We start from the raw sequence: 16,086 nt of genomic DNA on the forward strand, positions 1-16,086 counted from the left end.
GCACCACCACAGGCTTCAAAAGCGATGATGGTAGGTTCAAGTACAGATAAGAAACGGAGTAGTTGGCTTCGACTAAACTTACGGCGAATAACGTCTTTGCCAGTGTGATTGTTGCCAACCGCATGAAAGCAGTGCTTGCCTAAATCGATACCTAAGATGTGAATGGTAGACATATGGTTCACCTCGTTCTGAGAGCCTACTCTAAGCGTAGGGCTTGAGAGTGAGGCGGACCATATAATTAGCCCCAACCATTTTCATGTAACAATGGTTGGGGCTTTTTCACATTAGGTTAAGAGTTCAAGGTGCCGCTTCTAAGTGGTCTTGAAGGCCGCCATTTGCTGATTCAACTCGGTAACTTGCTCTTTTACTTCAATCGAAGTTTCTGATGCTCGCTGACTGTTATTCGAAACTTCCTCCACTGAATGAGTGACATCTGACATCAATCCAGTGATCGAATTGGTTGCATGAGATTGCTGCTCTGCCGCTGCCGCAAGTTCTGCCATTTGTTCATTCAAAGAGCCAATTTGCTCAGTAGTAACAAGCAAACGAGTTACTGCTTTATCAATGTGTTCAGCGCCCTGCTCCGCAAGTGATTGGCTGTGTTCAATCTCCTCAACCACAGAATTAGTCGAGCGTTGAATGGCATTGATGATACCGTTGATTTCTGTTGTCGATTCAGTCGTGCGTGTCGCCAACATACGAACCTCGTCAGCAACCACCGCAAAGCCTCGCCCTTGTTCACCTGCACGCGCCGCTTCTATCGCCGCATTCAATGCCAGTAAGTTAGTTTGCTCTGCCAAGCCTTCAATCACTTCAGTAACACGCCCAATGGCTTCACTCTCTTTGCTTAACTGTGTCACTTGCGTACTGGCGGTTTCAATACTGCCGTGTAAGCTTTCCATGGTGACTTTATTTTGCTCTAGAGCATCACGACCTTGTTCAATCTCGCCTTTTGAATCAGAAAGCTTCTGCACCGATTGGTTGGCTTGATCCAAAGTGTTTCTTGCTGCGAGAGCAATTTCATCCAGTTGACGCCCCATTTCAACAATGTTGGTTTGTTGCTGTTCTATATTCAATGATGTGACCTGAGCTGACTCCAACAGTGCTTCCATGCTGATATCAACCTGACTAGCTTTACCATTAACTCCGGAAACGATACCTGCCAAAGATTCGTTCATGCGGTTAATCGAATCGGTGAGATCAGCCAATTCATCTTTACCTACAACAACCAATGGAGGCTGAGAAACATCTCCTGAAGCGATCGTCTTTGCTCGCTCCGACAAGTTCTTCACTCGGCGACCAATGGTGCTGCCCATGTATTTTGAAATCGCTATTGCGGCAAACAAAACCAACGCCGCTGCAATCAACATGGTGGTAAGTACGTTTTTGATCGACTGATTGATACCCTGCCCGCTCTGATCGGCACGATTTTGCTGAGCCAATACAATCGTCTCTAAGCTTTGGTCTAGAGCATCCGCAGCTGGTAACAGTTCGTTAGCCATCAGCAAGTTTGATTCGTTCCATTCTGGAGACTGACGCAATGCAATCACCTGCTCTGCCAGAGGAAAGTACAGTTGCTGCATTTCCTTAAACAGTGACCACAGTGATTGGTCGTTATCGGTGAGTCTATCCAGTTTGCTGTCGATTTCCGCTACAGACTGATTGTGGTACTTAATCAAGTCTTGGTATTTATCCAAGTAGCTTTGCTTCCCGTATAACAGAAAATCTCGCAAAGCAGAAAGTGCATTGGCTAACGATGTGTAACTGTCGGCGTAGACTTTAAACAGGCGTTTTCTGTCTCCACCAAATGGGTTCCCAGACTCTTCATTAATTAGGCTTTGAAGCTGGTCAAGCGCCACTTCCGCTATAGGTGCAGCCTCGTTAATGAAGAGGTTGTGAGCAGGTAAGTTCTCGTCGCTGTGGCTAAGCTCCAGCAGCTTATTTAGAGACTCTTTTACTGTGTCCCATTGGCTTTGAACCGCTAGAAAGTCCTGTTGTGAGATCAAAGCTTGTAAAGTAGGAAGAGATTCGTCAGTTGACGCCATGATATTGCGCATATCTTCACTCAAGCGCATGCTCTCTTGCTCATCACCACCTAACAACATGTAGGCTCGAATAGAGGAAAGCGAGGCTTGAACGGATTGTTGGATACCGCGACTGATGTCTACGGTCGGTAAATCGGATTTAAGTAATGAAGAGGCATATTGCTCAACGGTGGTGACGTTGCGATAAGTAAATACCGCTGATGCCATAAAAAGTACGGCTAGCAGCACAAAACTGAGCTGCAACTTCCCTGATATCGTAAGGTTCATCCATAAACTCCTGACAACGATGAGCCCTAAATATAACTTTAACCATTAAAATGTTAAAGACATGTAATCAAAAAGAGTATTTTATATTAGCGAATAACAATGTTGCTGGAGTGGCTCCAAATAAACTATCGTGATTACCATTAAAACTTTGGATCACGGTAAGTAACTGCCAGTCATTTGCGAGGGAGTAGTTGCTCGATGCTCCTATGAAATAAGAGTGATCATCATAGTAACTGGTCGAGAGTGTGACGCGGTTTAACGGGGTTAAATCAAAGCTCACATCGGCGTACCATGTATTTCGTGTAAAGCTCAACGTTTTTGCGTCGAGAGGAAGGTTCAAATATGCCAATGCGCTCGATATATCTTGCGGTTCGGAGATAAGCAACCACGCTGCACGCCCAATCCAGCTGCGTTCTCCGCCAAAGCTGTAATCCGATTCAATACTGGCAACCGTGGTCTTTTTGGTCGGTTCACCTTCAAATTCTGGATCAATGGGATCAAACCACGTGAGCTCTCCACGAAAACCCGCATCAAACACATCCGTCGCAAAACCAGCGCCGAGTACGTAATCCATCCGAACTCGCCCTGCAATAAACTGATAATCCCATCCCGATTGATTGGCGAAGTAACGCAGTGAGGCACTGTCTTGCCCTGATTGACGAGCTGGAGAAAACACCAAATCTACCCCATCGGCAAAGCCCAGCTTTCTGCTCAACATGACGGCATCCGTGCCTGCCCGTTCTTCATAATCAAAATCGTAGATCGAATACGCGTTGTAGATGTCGTTTGGATTCCAAATGGTATTCATTGACCAATTAATACGAAAGCGCCCTAGTTGCGCTCCCCAGTCATCTTGCTGCCAAGTGAGATACAAGCGATCAAGCTGACTGTTAATGACCACATCATCTTCATGCCAGTTTTTGCTTAAATCCATGTAACCAGAATCCAACGCAACCAAATCGGCATAGCCAGGAAATTCGGTAGAATCGCCCCAAAGTGCTCGATTTCGCAATCCAACATTCACGCCCCACCTAGAAGAAAAACGGTATTCAAAGTTAAGTCGATTGTGTATCAGATTATCGAACGTATTATCAGTTCCATCAGGAATACTATAGGTTGCCATGTATTTGATGTAACCATCCAAATCCCATGACTTTTGTGGCTCTAATCCCGGAACAGCAGACAAGGCAGAACCGACCTGAAGACTAAGCAATGAAAAACTTAACGCCCTAATAAACACTACGTTTGTATTTGATCTTGGTGAGCAAGTAATTGATCGGAGAGCTTTAGTGCAAGTCGCAGAAAAATGGGAAACAGCTCTATGCATGTGATCTCTCTGCACGATTATCAATGTTACTGAAATCACGCGCTAAGCGACCGTCTTCAAACACGATAATTCGGTGTGCACGTTTTATCACTCGCGGATCGTGAGTCGAGAAGATAAACGTAGTCCCCTCTTGTTCGCTAAGCTGCTCCATAATGTCGAGCAGCTCCGCAGTACTTTTAGCGTCTAGATTGGCAGTAGGTTCGTCCGCCATGACAAAACGAGGCTTTGGCGCTAAAGCACGAGCAACCGCAACACGCTGTTGCTGCCCGCCGGACATTTTACCTGGCACCTTATTCATTTGTTCCGCTAAGCCCACTTGTTCAAGCAAGGACGTCGCGCGTTCACGGCACTCTCGCTCGGTTTTACCTTGCAGCTGCATGACGAATTCCACATTCTCAAGCGCGGTTAATACAGGTAACAAACTGTAGTCTTGGAAGATGAAGCCTATATTATCGCGACGATAGGCAATCAGTTCTTTTTCTGACATCGATGAAATCATGCAACCGTCGATTTCCACTTTGCCAGAGCTTGGGGCATCAATACCTCCAATCATGTTCAGCAACGTCGTTTTACCCGAACCGGATGGTCCCATGATCGCAACAAATTCACCCTGCTTAATCTCTAAGTCTACCGACTGCACTGCGTGCACAGGGTAATCACCATCGGCGTTGTAAATCTTAGTTAGGTTTTCTAGTTTGATGGTCATTAGCTTTTCTCCGCCATGGCGTCCACAGGTCGATGCTTCAAAATTTGTCGTGCGGGATACAGGGCTGCGATAAGGCTGGCAACAAAAATTGCGACAATGATCATTTGATATTCCGCTATCGATACCCGTGGATAAAGCAAGGTATCCACGCCATAAGCCCCTAGCCCTTCAGCCATGCCAGCCAGCGATAATCCAGTAGTACTCAGCACCTTGAGCATAATTGCACTTCCGAGTAACCCAAGCGCACAACCGCTTAATCCGAGGAACAAGGTTTCGAAAACGATCAACAAGCGTATCTTGTGTTTTTGCATCCCGACCGCCATTAACACACCGAACTCTCGCGTGCGTTCAAACACCGACATCAACATGATATTGACGATGCCAAGGGTCATCGCCAGCACAAATACCACCAACATCACTTGGTTGGAAACATCCATTGTGCTCATCATGGTGGAGAGCAAAGGTTGGATCTCCTGCCAAGGTCTCACACTGAGCAAGTCTTTACTTTCCGGCGGAAAAATAGAGTGAGTGAACGCCAGTAACTGCTTGAGCTCAGCATCGTCATTAGAAGTAAGGAGTATCGCGATTTCGTGCGTGCCACTCAGCCCCGCTAACTTTTCAAGATCCGCTTTTCGGACGTAAACATTCCCGTCATCAAATCCTGTCGATGGTGTTTTGAATATACCTCGAACACGAAACCCCGCACCGGCGACCTCCCCATTGACATCAGACAGAGTAAGTACAACTTTGGAGCCAACGCGTAGCTTTAATCGCTCAGCTATCTTGCTCGATACTAAAATCGGATTTCTGCCTTCCTCGCTCAGCCATTCTCCGTCGACAATATGTTTCGAGAGTGGCGTGATGTTTTGCTCTTGCACTATATTCACGCCGTTGATGCGAATACCACGTGTGCTGCGCGCCGACGCTATCATGCCATCTGCTAGAAATCGCTCAGAGATGGCTTTCACTTCTCGGTTACTCGCCAACACTTTGCTTATCTTTTTCGCATCGGGAATCACATCTTTTAGCTCAGGATTGACCAAGTAGGACTTTTGCTGAATCTGAAAATGACTGGTTTGCCAAGAGATGGCGTTCTTGATCATGCTATCGACCAAGCCATTCATAAATCCCATCATGGCAACCACGCCCATCAAGCCAAATACCATAGCTCCGAGCATGATTGAGGTTCTCAACTTGTTGCGCCACAAGTTACGCCAAGCCAACTTAACCAGCATGAGCACCTCCTTTTAACCCTACCGCAATGGGTATTCGAAGCATACGAATCATTGGGTAAAGCAAACACAGCAAAAGAATGAACAGCACGACGGCGATTTGATTGAGCAGTAAATGTGGATCGAGCGAAACGGGCACAATAGGCTCAAAACCACTTTCGCGCATGAGCTTGGCAGCATCGCCGGTAATTTCGATTGGATTAAAGTAGAAATACCCCAACACAGGGGCACTCACGATAAGCCCAATAAGGATGCCAATGACGGACATAAACAGAGACTCTATCGTGAGCAGAAGGACGAGCTTGGAGCGCAGCATTCCTGTTGCCAACATGACAGCGAACTCACGTTGGCGTTCCAATGTTGTCATCAAGATAGTCGCGAACAAGCCAAAACCAACAATGCCGTAGAGAATGTAAATCAAGAAAATGCCGCCCGCTTTATCTAAGGCGATTTGCTGTGCCATTTCTGGCGACAGTTCTTTCCAATCTTTCACGGCGACATTTTTGCCATACTCGGCTTTAAGCTGTTCAACGGTATCAGGTAAGTCTCTTAGACTCTCCGTATTTAAAACCCATGCGGTGACTTGGTCACCCAATGAGTACAGGTTTTGCGCGGTTTCGAGCGGCATATATACCAACTGAGAATCAAGCTGCTGCAAAGGAAAATGAAGAATGCCCGAGATTTGATATAAACCTGCCGCAGTCTGTCCCCGATAACCGACACCATATAGCACCAGTTCATCGCCAACCTTGAGTTGCAAATAATTCGCTAAACCACCACCGACTAGCACTGATTTTTGCCCTGATTGGATGTAGCTTCCCTCAATCAATTTGTCGCTGATATTGGAGTACTGATCTTCAGCTTCAGGCTCAACGCCTAGTACCATCACGCCTTTTGAGCGTTCGTCTTTTGCGGCTAAAGCAAAAGATTCTACCCGAGGTAATACCACATCAATATTGGGATTGTTTTTCGCCGCCGAAATGAAGGTGTTGGATTGCGGCAAGACATCATCAATACTGGAAGAGTCACCAAACTCGGGGTTTTGCAGTTGAATCAGACCTGTATAAAACTTGGCGGCATTTTTGATATTGGACGTATAACTCCCTTCTTGAAACGCTCGCGTAATAAGCGAAAGAAACAGCACCAATGCCAACGCAGACGCCGTCAGTAGTGTCCTGCGCTTTTGTCGCCAGAGGTTTCGCCAAGCCAGTTTCACGAGCATTGATTCGCTTCCTTCCGTTGATGTTTGATTATCCGTTTCTTCTTCTAGCCGTTCATTTATCCAAACTTAGTCGCGCAGCGATTTCATCTGCTGCTGAGAGAAAAAGCTGTCATCGATATCGAAATCAAACTGCGCTTGGTGGGTGATAAGTACGGTTTTGTTGTCTGGCTTATCAAGCGGCTGCATTTCCATTCTGGTCGCTAATTTTCTCTCGCCGAGCTCTTTCACGTCATAAGTCGTCATCACGTTCACTCGCTCATCAAACTCATCGTAGAATTCTACTTTTCGCTGTAGGTAGGTCGATTTGGAAATCCACAACGTTACTTTGCTCCAAACCACAGGAGCATCGGGCTTCGCAACAGCATCGATCACCCAAACCTTGTCACCATCAAACACATCCTCGCCTTTCAATTGGTGCTGATAATCGACCACGATAGAAGACTGATTGATCAAATCATCGTTGGTGAAGTCAGAGCCCATCCACGATTGGCTCAACATAGATGGCGCAATTTTGATGACGCGTTCAATACTCGGCACCCAATTCCACATTTCTCTTTGTCGTTTTAAAGAAGCACTGCCCTTATCCTTGGCTGGCGCCGTGACCAACACCAAAGACAAATCCGTCCCTTTGGTCCAACTCTTCATGGTCATCGACCGAGTCCAATCAGGACGAATGATCTCCATAGTGGATTCGGTATAACTGGAATCACCGCGCATTGCTTGATCTGACTTTTGCACGATATCAAAAGCACTTTCAGCCACAGCAGTAAATGAAATGGACCAACACAGTAGAGATAACCAAGCAGTACGCATAACCGTCCTCGACACTGAAATCCAACGCTATTCACGTCAGAAATAACAATAAAAACAGGGAGTTCAAATCAGTATAGCAAGAAGGGGTGGAAGGTCGGCGAGAGATCGCTCAAAGTTTATTCAGCTTTCCGGAGTAAAGGCGCCACGTTATCTCTACGTACACATTGGAAGACAGCACAGTTCTTACCCGCAGATTTGGCCTGATACATCAGAGCGTCAGCATCCGCCAGCGACAGTGGTGAATCAAACTCTGGATAGAACGCACACCCTAGACTGACACTGACTTTAACCACATGGTCGTCAATCATCACTGCATTTGCTGCAATAGCAATACATAGCTCTTCTGCAAGTTGTCGAGCACGAGCTTCTGTCAGACGAGAAGAAATAATGGCAAACTCTTCTCCTCCTATCCTTGCTAGCGACACCTCGGCTGGCATTTTCTTCTTCGCAGTATTGGCGACAGAGAGAATGACTTCGTCTCCACAAATGTGGCCAAACCGATCATTGACGGATTTAAAGTCGTCAATGTCGAAAATCATTAACGTCAGGTTACTGCCCCCCGCACTATAACGTGATAACTGATCAATAAAATGGCGTCGGTTCTGTAGCGTCGTTAATGGGTCGGTCAGCGTCAGCTCTAAGAGTTTTTTATTGGCTGACGTTAACTCTTTCGTTTTTTGACGAACGGTTTTTCGCAAACTAAAAATATGAAACATCGCAGCCGCCGAAAACAGCACAATGGCCAGAGGAAGCAAATACATCGGATAGACTCTCTGAATATTGGTCCAACGGTTAATAATGCGATCTTTTTCTGAATGGGGTATGTTTTCAAATTGACGGGACAAAGCTCCTATAGAAATAGGGCTGCTCTCTGATGCTGCAATTCGGAGATCTCGACTGTACAAATGCATAACTGGCACAAAGCTAAATATCACATTCGATGTCGCTGAATGAAAGTTGACCACTTGCTCATCCGCAATAAACATTTTTATCTCTTGCCGCGCCGCTGCATTTAATAGCAATTCATTATTTTCGTAAGTATTTACCTCTATATCAGGGTACTTATTAGTAATAAAGTACTCTTCATATCCCCCTTTCACGACTCCAATTTTCGTATCTGAATTGCCTCTTAGTGCCTCTTGGACATTCAAACCGACCAGTTCAGTCGCGAGATACAATTGTGTATCAATGGGCATAATGACTGCACCAAACTCTAGATATTCATCTCTTGGCTTGGAGTAAATGAGTCCAGCATGAATATGCGCTTTACCCTCTTCCACAGCACGCAACGATTCATCCCAGTCAAGCAACAAAAACTCGACTCGAACATGGTTCTTTTCCGAATAGGCTTTCCAATAGTCGATTAAGATTCCAGCAGGTTCGCCATCTTCTGTTAGGTAAGAAAATGGTTTCCATGCTTTAGAGTTGGCAACAACTAAAGCGTTAGACTCCGTTACGTGAGCATAACTAAAGCAAGGAAGGAAGATCGCCAGAAGAAGAACAAGGTAGAACCGTCCGATCTTAAGCCGTGTTAATACTTTATGCACGTACAACATCATACCTTTTCTCTACGTAAATACTGATGGGCTACAACCTTAGGTATAGCAAATAATGTGAGTGTAATTGAGTACCAAATGTGACGCATATCTAATTCACGATATCAATATTGAGAATTCTATAAATTTGTACTACTGATGTACACTGCCGCTAGCACTAAAGTGCTTCTTCGCAAATCCCAATTTCAAAGATTCTGGCTCTGCTTAAATAATCTACGAAATACCGCATGCCATCAGACCTAGAGCACAGTCCTGCTTTTCCCTCATATTCTTAGCTTCAAGAAAGCGATAAGCTTTGTTAACTTTAATGCAAAATTTTTGCAGTATAATTCATCATGCCTTCACAATATCGAATAAACAAAATTGTTGAGATTGGCGATACTCTCCATCGCAGTGGTTGCGCGCCTTACAAAGTAGAAAAGTACACTCAACACTACGCTCAAAAGCACGGGGTTGATGTAATGATCCAGGCAACGCCAACGGCCATCAATTATCAATTCCCCGACGACAACAATGCTGTTGTACTAAAACGCCTCAAGCCAGCTTCGATCAACTTAAGCTTGTTAGCAAATACCATCATACGTATTAACCAACCAAGCAGTGAACCGGTACCCGAACCAGCTGGCTATCCTTTGTGGGTCATCGCATTGGCAAACATGGGGATTCCACCAGCTTATTTGATGCTGGTCGGTAGTACTTTAGAAGCGGTTGGCTTTGCTTTCTTACTCGGCTTAATGGTTTGGGGATGCCAAATGGTATGCCGAGCACGCCGCGCTATTGCTGTCGAATTTATCGCTGCGCTTTTTACTGGCATCATCGTCGCATATCTTTCTAGTACAGGCTTGCCTATTCCGGTATGGGCTTTATGCATAGCCACTATTGTGCTGTTTGTTCCCGGCCTCTCCATTTCAAACTCTTTAGAGTGCTTAGCATTTAATGACTTGGTATCTGGCACCAGTTTATTAGGACAATGCGCTCTCACGCTGATCAAACTGTTTGTGGGCATTACAATGGGACTTAACATTGGCGAGGCCATTTGGGGGCAAGCACAATCTATCGCTTACACTAATGAAATTCCAACTTGGATGCATATCAGTGGCCTGTTTCTCATTTCAAGCTGCCTTGGCGTTATCTTTAATGCTCGTCCGCTCGATATTTTACTAGGTTTACCAGTAGCAATGCTCGGCATGTGGGGGCCATTCTATCTAGGGTTTGACAGTGGATGGGTGGTCGGAACTTGGATAACGACTGTATTGATCACTTTATACGGCACTTGGATCGCAAAGAAAATGGAACTGACAGGATCTATTTATATCGTACAAGGGATCATTATTTTGGTTCCAGGCAGTCGTGTTTTGGTCAGTGCGAGTCAATCGGTGTTTGAACAGTCAATTCTGCCAATCCCAAGTATCGGACTTTCTGCACTGTTTATGTTCTCTGCAATCGTTGCTGGGCAAATCACCGCATACTCCATTTACTCACCCAAAATAGAACGTTAAAACACAGCTCCGAAGTCACCCTCAGATAAGAAAAGAGCCCTATTCAAAATCCACTTTAGTGAAGACTTTGAATAGGGCTCTTTGCCTCTATGCTTCGCTTTCCTGTTGAAGCTACCTTTACCTTTCTTCGCTTTTACTACTCTCGTCCTGAATAACTTGCTCGTGACTGCCGCTTTAAGTGCATTATCTTTGATTATCCCGCGTCCAAATTCTGTATCTAAAATCAATTCATCTGGGCAGGGATTATGTTTTGAACTACTCATACATACTCCTTATTGGTCAAACCAGATTGAACAATAATTTCGCAAACTAGTCAATTTTGTAGAATTAAATTCATAAATCTCTTGTAAAACTTCATGCTTGTTTCATTTATTTGCAACTCCATCAAAAAAACAGTGGTTAAAAAGTGACTAAATACAAATATTTCCATGTATCCTTCCGATATATGTTGACTCTCTCTGAATTTAACCTAGACTCAACGACGGCTAGAAAGAAAGTTCTTTGTTCTCACATTTCGTTGGATGATTAGTAAGTCCGCCGTCCTGTGGTACGCAATAGCAATTTATTTTTCCACGCTATAAGCGCCTGAAAGGCGAAGATTTACACAAAATTTAGATATTTAGGAAATAGACATGTCTAACAAAGCTACTGGTACAGTTAAGTGGTTCAACGAAACTAAAGGCTTCGGTTTCATCCAACAAGAAAACGGTCCTGACGTTTTCGCTCACTTTTCTGCAATCCAAGGTGACGGCTTCCGTACTCTTGTTGAAGGCCAGAAAGTAGAATTCGAAATCACTCAAGGTCAAAAAGGTCCACAAGCTGAGAAAATCACTCTAGTTTAAGACTTATAGATTTTGATATAGTAGCCAGCTTTTAGCTGGCTATTTTTTTGCCTAATTTTTACAAGATTACTATCTGCATATAGGTAAAACACTAACTTTACTCAATAAAATGCAAACTCAGCTTTAGAGTTGATGTATCCTAGTGCCACGACCTTGCTATACCTCAACAACCCTAAGGTATTTGGCATCATATCTAATGTTATTTTGTACGACTTAGACTTTGATAGGGATAACAACCTCCTCACACATTGAGACTGACTAAGAACATGGCTCTGAAACCCACTATTTATAAATTTCGTATCGCTATCTCTGATATGAACAACGACTACTACGATTCGAAAAACCTGACGATCGCTCTTCACCCTTCAGAGAAACCGCAACGAATGCTAGCGCGCATTTTTGCTTTCTGCCTAAATGCACAGGACGAACTTGAGTTCACCAAGGCCTTTCTACAACAGAAGAACCCGATCTATGGCATGTGGAAGACGACCAATCCATTACCCACTGGATTGAGATTGGAGAGCCTGAGCCAGACCGCATAAAAAAAGCGACTCGCCTTGCAAAGCATGTGAAGGTTTATACCTACAACACAAAAGCGTCGGTATGGTGGGATAAGATGGCAGGTAAGTTTGGTATGCTCCCTGTGGATGTCGCAAGCCTAGATTACGACGCAATTGACATGATCGCACAACATCTTGATCGTGGTACTAGTCTGTCTGTGATGATCACTGGCACCTCTATTTTTGTTGATATCAACGAACAACATATTGAAGTAACAGTAAGGGAATTGCAGACGAATGACGCCTCTTAAAGAATTTATTGAAGAGATAGGTGTCAAGAATATTCCCTTTGTATGTCAGCATAAAGCAGCTAGACGACGTTGGACGAAAGAACAAGCGCCCCTGTTCATAAAAGTATGTGAAAACAAGCCTGATACGGCACCTGCGCTACATCTACTTGGATTGTTGACTAAATCTCACATAGAAGCGAGTGCACTGTATGAACAGCATTCAACGTCAGCACATCACATGCAACAAGTTCTAAATGACACGCTAGGTGAAGAGCACGCTGAGAAGTTCACTAATCAGTCAGCCGAGGACTTAGTATTGGTGACACACTTGTGGCTATACACCCAAGGTTACCTAAATATGGATTTTAGCCTCGCTCACGATCACGCGGAGCAAACCCAGAATACTTTGCAACATGAGCTCGTGATAAAACGAATGGATTTAGATGCCTTTCGTACTGATTTGATGCAAAGCTTCTACATGGGTAAAGAAGTAAACCCAGCAAAAAAACAAGGGCTGTTTAGTTGGGTTAAGCGCTTATTTTCCTCATAAAAAACATGGTTTTGTCAAAACCAAACACCTGATAGACTACGCCCTCACATGCAACGACTTTCTTCGCTGAAATAAGTTCGTTGCATGAAACTCAAGGACACTTATCCACTGAACATCAAGGGATCATTATGAAGTTTATCCGTTGGATTTTGGGAAAAATCATTCTACTTCTCAACGCAGTATTCTCACCTCGCGGCGTAAAACGCTCAGCAGAAGAACAGAAAAGTGTTGATGACAAAGCGAAAAACTACGCACTGTACCAATTTGAAGCTTGTCCTTTCTGCGTAAAAGTTCGTCGCGCGATGAAGCGTCAATCAGTGAATATTGAAGTACGTGATGCGAAAAACGACCCAGCCCACCGTGAAGCACTAGAACAAGGTGGCGGTCGAGTGAAAGTACCTTGCCTTCGCATTGAAAAAGAGGGTGAAACACAGTGGTTATACGAGTCGTCAGACATCGTCGCGTACATCGAAAAAGAATTTGCCTAAGTTCCCCCTAGAACAAAGGCAAAAGAGGCACCTAGTCAGTGCCTCTTTTTATTGATTGACGATCAACATGAGTTCTACGCGTCGATTACAGGCTTTTCCTGTAGAGCTATTGTTGCTGCACTTAGGAACCAATTCACCAAAACCTCTAGAAAACAAACGCTGTCGGGGAATCATTGTAAGGAGCTGACTTTCGACTTCTTTCGCTCTTCTTTCGGATAATCCCTCGTTGTATGACTCTGCACCAGAGCTATCTGCATGCCCATCAATCACAACATCGACATCAGGGCGACTTGACAGATACTGGCCTAAATTTTGAATCCAATTTTGAGAGTTCGCTGATAAGCGAGAGGAATCAAACTGAAAGTTTATTTTTTCTTTCAAGCGTATCATGACATTCTCACCAGCTAGTACCTCATGTGCAATCTGATTACGATCAAGGTACATCTCTAGGGAAGTCACGCCTTGGGGCTTTTTTTCATCGTACTTCACCGCTGTAACGTGCTGCTTAGCCGAAACATAAGGTATCGTGCTATAACCCCACTCTGGATGCCTTAACTGCTCATTTGATCTTGGAGCAACATCCAGCATGTTTCCCGGAATCATCTCCGAATCAAGACTACCGCACCCACTCAAAATGCCGCAAATGACCAAATACCAATACTTCATACGAATCCCAATACAGTAGTTGATTATGATATTAATCGGCGGGCTTGAATCAAGCTTTAGCCAATTGGAACCAAAACGTTGTTTTGCTTGTGTGAAAACCAAGCACAATCCATGCCATTTAGCTCAGTGTTGAAGCACTTTAAAACCATTAGTGTAACAATACATTTAAACGGTTTTCGTCTGGCCTTTTAGCCTATAAACTAAGGTATAACCACTTAATTTAGAGCCACTTTATGTTTAAAACTATTTCTAAAGGCGCTGCACTTTTTGCGACAGTATTTGCTCTTTCGGCTTGTGACAACGGCAATAGTCAGCCACAACAAGGCAAGCAATATGAAGAGCTACCTGTTTCTCTTGCTGAATATAACCTAGCGCCAGTTACTGAAGTTTTCTCTCTAACTTGCGGCCACTGTCGTACGATGGAACAGTTCGTTCCTCAGATTGAATCGTTGACAGAACAAAAAGTTGAGAAGATGCACGTTACCTTTAATGAGAGTGCACAGATCAGCGCGATCATCTTCTACACAGCAGCAATGCAAGTTAACGGCACACCAGACAAAGCATTTATGGAAGAGCTGTTTGCGGCAGTTCAAATGGGTGCAGATGCAACAGCAGATGAGCGCCAAGCAGCAGTTGAGAAAGCTTTTGAGTCTCGCAACCTAGTAAGCCCATACCAGCTAGACGACGCGCAACAAGCAAAACTGTTTGAATACATCACCAAAGCAGAAGAGATCACTACTCGTGGTCAAATTAACTCAGTTCCAGCGTTTATCGTAAACGGTAAATACCAAGTGATCACTGGCGGTCACGAAACCGTTGAAGCTATGGCTGACACAATCAACTATCTGCTAAAACAACCAAAATAAGACAAGGAGCTACTGTGTCTAAATTTCTGTTTCCTCTTATTATTTTCGTCCTAGCGGCATTCTTTATTTACCGCACTTGGACCAACCACAAAGTGGCTGATGAGAACTTTTCTAAAGGCCAAGAATTCCTGCTTGAGAACAGCAAGAAAGAAGGTGTAATTACCACAGAAAGTGGCCTGCAATACATAGTACTTGAGAAAGGGACTGGTGATGTTCACCCAACAGCGACTAGCAAAGTGAAGGTGCACTACCACGGCACACTGATCGACGGCACGGTTTTCGATAGCTCTGTAGAGCGCGGCGAGCCAATCACATTCGGCCTAAACCAAGTGATTAAAGGCTGGCAAGAAGGTCTGCAATACATGGTTGTGGGTGAGAAAATCCGCCTGTTCGTACCAAGCACACTTGGTTACGGTAAAAACGGTACGGGCCCTATCCCACCAGCAAGTGTCCTGATCTTTGATGTGGAACTATTGGACATCCAATGATTCTCAGTGAGAACAAAAAACGCCGCGTCGATTGCGGCGTTTTTTATTGGACGAGCTCTTCTGAACAGTAGTTAATTAAGCCTTTGGATAAAAGACCAACTTATCCCCTTCCACCATCACACAATCCATACCTGCAGCGTGAGCGGCTTTCTTGCCTAACTCGGTATCTTCAAACACCACACAGTCTTGTGCTCCTAAACCAAGCTGATCTGCGGCCATTAGAAAAGTGTCGGGGAAAGGCTTATGATTTTCTACGTCTGTCGCGGTTACCACGGCGTTAAGCTTCTTCAAGATGCCTGCTTTAGCTAATAGACGCAGTGCACTTTCACGTTGGCTACCTGTACCTACTGCAATTTTCTTATGGCCAAGATGCTCATCCAAAACGATATTCGTGCATGAAATGATTTCACCGTGTTGTTCCATTTCAGCAAACGTGTCCATTTTAAAACGCGACACAGCTTTAGGATCGAGAGATAAACCATGCTGGCGGTTCACTTCACCGACAATTTTGAAACTTGGCATTCCCCCTAAACTGTGAAGCCAATCTTGGTGGAATGGAAAGTTAAAACGATCTGCCGTTGCTTGCCAAGCCGCTAAATGCGCTGGCATGGTATCAATTAAAGTGCCGTCCATATCAAAAATCAGGCCTTTGTAGGGGCTTAAATCAATCGTGTTCATCGCTATTCTTCTACTTTTACATTTCAATATGGTAATTTATCAGTCATCGCT

General features: G+C 44.5%; 16 protein-coding genes and 1 pseudogene. 7 read left to right on the plus strand and 10 right to left on the minus strand.

What is annotated here, in order from left to right; genetic code table 11:
- Positions 1 to 311: 311 nt before the first annotated feature.
- From B853_RS24355 to B853_RS24385, 7 genes are all read right to left on the minus strand, one after another.
- The gene (locus B853_RS24355) at positions 312 to 2,312 is read right to left on the minus strand and encodes a HAMP domain-containing methyl-accepting chemotaxis protein (RefSeq protein ID WP_038882970.1); all 2,001 of its coding nucleotides are present in this window, start codon (positions 2,310 to 2,312) and stop codon (positions 312 to 314) included.
- A gap of 67 nt (positions 2,313 to 2,379) precedes the next feature.
- A complete protein-coding gene (locus tag B853_RS24360; protein WP_038882969.1) occupies positions 2,380 to 3,639 on the minus strand; it encodes a hypothetical protein in 1,260 nt (419 codons plus the stop codon).
- Positions 3,632 to 4,345 carry an ABC transporter ATP-binding protein gene (locus tag B853_RS24365; protein ID WP_009704729.1) on the minus strand — a complete coding sequence of 238 codons (714 nt, stop codon included), beginning with the start codon at positions 4,343 to 4,345 and terminating at the stop codon, positions 3,632 to 3,634. Before B853_RS24365 ends, B853_RS24360 begins: the two co-directional genes overlap by 8 nt.
- Positions 4,345 to 5,580: an ABC transporter permease gene (locus tag B853_RS24370; protein ID WP_038882968.1), complete on the minus strand. Its 1,236-nt coding sequence runs from the start codon at positions 5,578 to 5,580 to the stop codon at positions 4,345 to 4,347. Before B853_RS24370 ends, B853_RS24365 begins: the two co-directional genes overlap by 1 nt.
- Positions 5,570 to 6,799 carry an ABC transporter permease gene (locus B853_RS24375; protein ID WP_010452475.1) on the minus strand — a complete coding sequence of 410 codons (1,230 nt, stop codon included), beginning with the start codon at positions 6,797 to 6,799 and terminating at the stop codon, positions 5,570 to 5,572. The genes B853_RS24370 and B853_RS24375 overlap by 11 nt, the downstream gene beginning before the upstream one ends.
- A 66-nt stretch (positions 6,800 to 6,865) precedes the next feature.
- A complete protein-coding gene (locus tag B853_RS24380; RefSeq protein WP_038882967.1) occupies positions 6,866 to 7,612 on the minus strand; it encodes an outer membrane lipoprotein-sorting protein in 747 nt (248 codons plus the stop codon).
- 116 nt (positions 7,613 to 7,728) lie between these two features.
- Complete coding sequence (locus tag B853_RS24385; protein ID WP_227741872.1) at positions 7,729 to 9,168, minus strand: sensor domain-containing diguanylate cyclase; 1,440 nt, start codon at positions 9,166 to 9,168, stop codon at positions 7,729 to 7,731.
- Positions 9,169 to 9,503: 335 nt separating this feature from the next.
- On the opposite strand from B853_RS24385, the gene B853_RS24390 reads away from it, so the two are divergent.
- Positions 9,504 to 10,667: a threonine/serine exporter family protein gene (locus B853_RS24390; RefSeq protein WP_010452481.1), complete on the plus strand. Its 1,164-nt coding sequence runs from the start codon at positions 9,504 to 9,506 to the stop codon at positions 10,665 to 10,667.
- Here B853_RS24390 and B853_RS24395 read toward each other — a convergent pair.
- The gene (locus B853_RS24395; protein WP_038882965.1) at positions 10,664 to 10,930 is read right to left on the minus strand and encodes an alternative ribosome-rescue factor A; all 267 of its coding nucleotides are present in this window, start codon (positions 10,928 to 10,930) and stop codon (positions 10,664 to 10,666) included. The genes B853_RS24390 and B853_RS24395 overlap by 4 nt on opposite strands.
- A 369-nt stretch (positions 10,931 to 11,299) precedes the next feature.
- On the opposite strand from B853_RS24395, the gene B853_RS24400 reads away from it, so the two are divergent.
- The 4 genes and pseudogenes from B853_RS24400 to B853_RS24415 all read left to right on the plus strand — a co-directional run bounded on the left by B853_RS24400 (position 11,300) and on the right by B853_RS24415 (position 13,337).
- A complete protein-coding gene (locus B853_RS24400) occupies positions 11,300 to 11,509 on the plus strand; it encodes a cold-shock protein (protein WP_005433440.1) in 210 nt (69 codons plus the stop codon).
- 266 nt (positions 11,510 to 11,775) lie between these two features.
- Positions 11,776 to 12,320: pseudogene (locus tag B853_RS24405) on the plus strand (YaeQ family protein).
- Entirely contained in the window at positions 12,307 to 12,849 is a 543-nt protein-coding gene (locus B853_RS24410) for a hypothetical protein (protein WP_038882963.1), read from the plus strand. Before B853_RS24405 ends, B853_RS24410 begins: the two are co-directional and overlap by 14 nt.
- Positions 12,850 to 12,977: 128 nt before the next feature.
- On the plus strand, positions 12,978 to 13,337 hold the full coding sequence (locus tag B853_RS24415) for a glutaredoxin family protein (protein WP_010452490.1): 360 nt from the start codon (positions 12,978 to 12,980) through the stop codon (positions 13,335 to 13,337).
- A gap of 48 nt (positions 13,338 to 13,385) precedes the next feature.
- On the opposite strand, the gene B853_RS24420 is transcribed toward B853_RS24415, so the two are convergent.
- Positions 13,386 to 14,003 carry an OmpA family protein gene (locus B853_RS24420; protein WP_038882972.1) on the minus strand — a complete coding sequence of 206 codons (618 nt, stop codon included), beginning with the start codon at positions 14,001 to 14,003 and terminating at the stop codon, positions 13,386 to 13,388.
- A 233-nt stretch (positions 14,004 to 14,236) separates the two neighbouring features.
- Between B853_RS24420 and B853_RS24425 the strand changes: the two genes are divergently transcribed.
- Both B853_RS24425 and bamJ read left to right on the plus strand, forming a co-directional pair.
- Entirely contained in the window at positions 14,237 to 14,869 is a 633-nt protein-coding gene (locus B853_RS24425; RefSeq protein WP_038882962.1) for a thiol:disulfide interchange protein DsbA/DsbL, read from the plus strand.
- Positions 14,870 to 14,883: 14 nt separating this feature from the next.
- Positions 14,884 to 15,357, plus strand: coding sequence for a BamJ family beta-barrel-assembly machinery protein (bamJ, locus tag B853_RS24430; RefSeq protein WP_038882961.1), 474 nt, complete (start codon positions 14,884 to 14,886; stop codon positions 15,355 to 15,357).
- Between the two features lie 75 nt (positions 15,358 to 15,432).
- Here bamJ and B853_RS24435 read toward each other — a convergent pair whose 3' ends face one another.
- A complete protein-coding gene (locus B853_RS24435; protein ID WP_038882960.1) occupies positions 15,433 to 16,035 on the minus strand; it encodes a beta-phosphoglucomutase family hydrolase in 603 nt (200 codons plus the stop codon).
- Positions 16,036 to 16,086 lie beyond the last annotated feature (51 nt).

This window comes from Vibrio rotiferianus CAIM 577 = LMG 21460 (assembly GCF_002741985.1).
GTDB lineage: Bacteria > Pseudomonadota > Gammaproteobacteria > Enterobacterales > Vibrionaceae > Vibrio > Vibrio rotiferianus.

Excerpts from the sequence above, each read along its gene's own strand:
- B853_RS24435 (WP_038882960.1), bottom strand. The coding sequence starts at position 16,035 with ATGAACACGATTGATTTAAGCCCCTACAAAGGCCTGATTTTTGATATG.
- B853_RS24400 (WP_005433440.1), top strand. The coding sequence starts at position 11,300 with ATGTCTAACAAAGCTACTGGTACAGTTAAGTGGTTCAACGAAACTAAA.
- B853_RS24355 (WP_038882970.1), bottom strand. The coding sequence starts at position 2,312 with ATGAACCTTACGATATCAGGGAAGTTGCAGCTCAGTTTTGTGCTGCTA.
- B853_RS24415 (WP_010452490.1), top strand. The coding sequence starts at position 12,978 with ATGAAGTTTATCCGTTGGATTTTGGGAAAAATCATTCTACTTCTCAAC.
- B853_RS24380 (WP_038882967.1), bottom strand. The coding sequence starts at position 7,612 with ATGCGTACTGCTTGGTTATCTCTACTGTGTTGGTCCATTTCATTTACT.
- B853_RS24395 (WP_038882965.1), bottom strand. The coding sequence starts at position 10,930 with ATGAGTAGTTCAAAACATAATCCCTGCCCAGATGAATTGATTTTAGAT.
- B853_RS24385 (WP_227741872.1), bottom strand. The coding sequence starts at position 9,168 with ATGTTGTACGTGCATAAAGTATTAACACGGCTTAAGATCGGACGGTTC.
- B853_RS24370 (WP_038882968.1), bottom strand. The coding sequence starts at position 5,580 with ATGCTGGTTAAGTTGGCTTGGCGTAACTTGTGGCGCAACAAGTTGAGA.
- B853_RS24360 (WP_038882969.1), bottom strand. The coding sequence starts at position 3,639 with ATGCATAGAGCTGTTTCCCATTTTTCTGCGACTTGCACTAAAGCTCTC.
- B853_RS24425 (WP_038882962.1), top strand. The coding sequence starts at position 14,237 with ATGTTTAAAACTATTTCTAAAGGCGCTGCACTTTTTGCGACAGTATTT.
- B853_RS24410 (WP_038882963.1), top strand. The coding sequence starts at position 12,307 with ATGACGCCTCTTAAAGAATTTATTGAAGAGATAGGTGTCAAGAATATT.
- B853_RS24365 (WP_009704729.1), bottom strand. The coding sequence starts at position 4,345 with ATGACCATCAAACTAGAAAACCTAACTAAGATTTACAACGCCGATGGT.
- B853_RS24420 (WP_038882972.1), bottom strand. The coding sequence starts at position 14,003 with ATGAAGTATTGGTATTTGGTCATTTGCGGCATTTTGAGTGGGTGCGGT.
- B853_RS24390 (WP_010452481.1), top strand. The coding sequence starts at position 9,504 with ATGCCTTCACAATATCGAATAAACAAAATTGTTGAGATTGGCGATACT.
- B853_RS24375 (WP_010452475.1), bottom strand. The coding sequence starts at position 6,799 with ATGCTCGTGAAACTGGCTTGGCGAAACCTCTGGCGACAAAAGCGCAGG.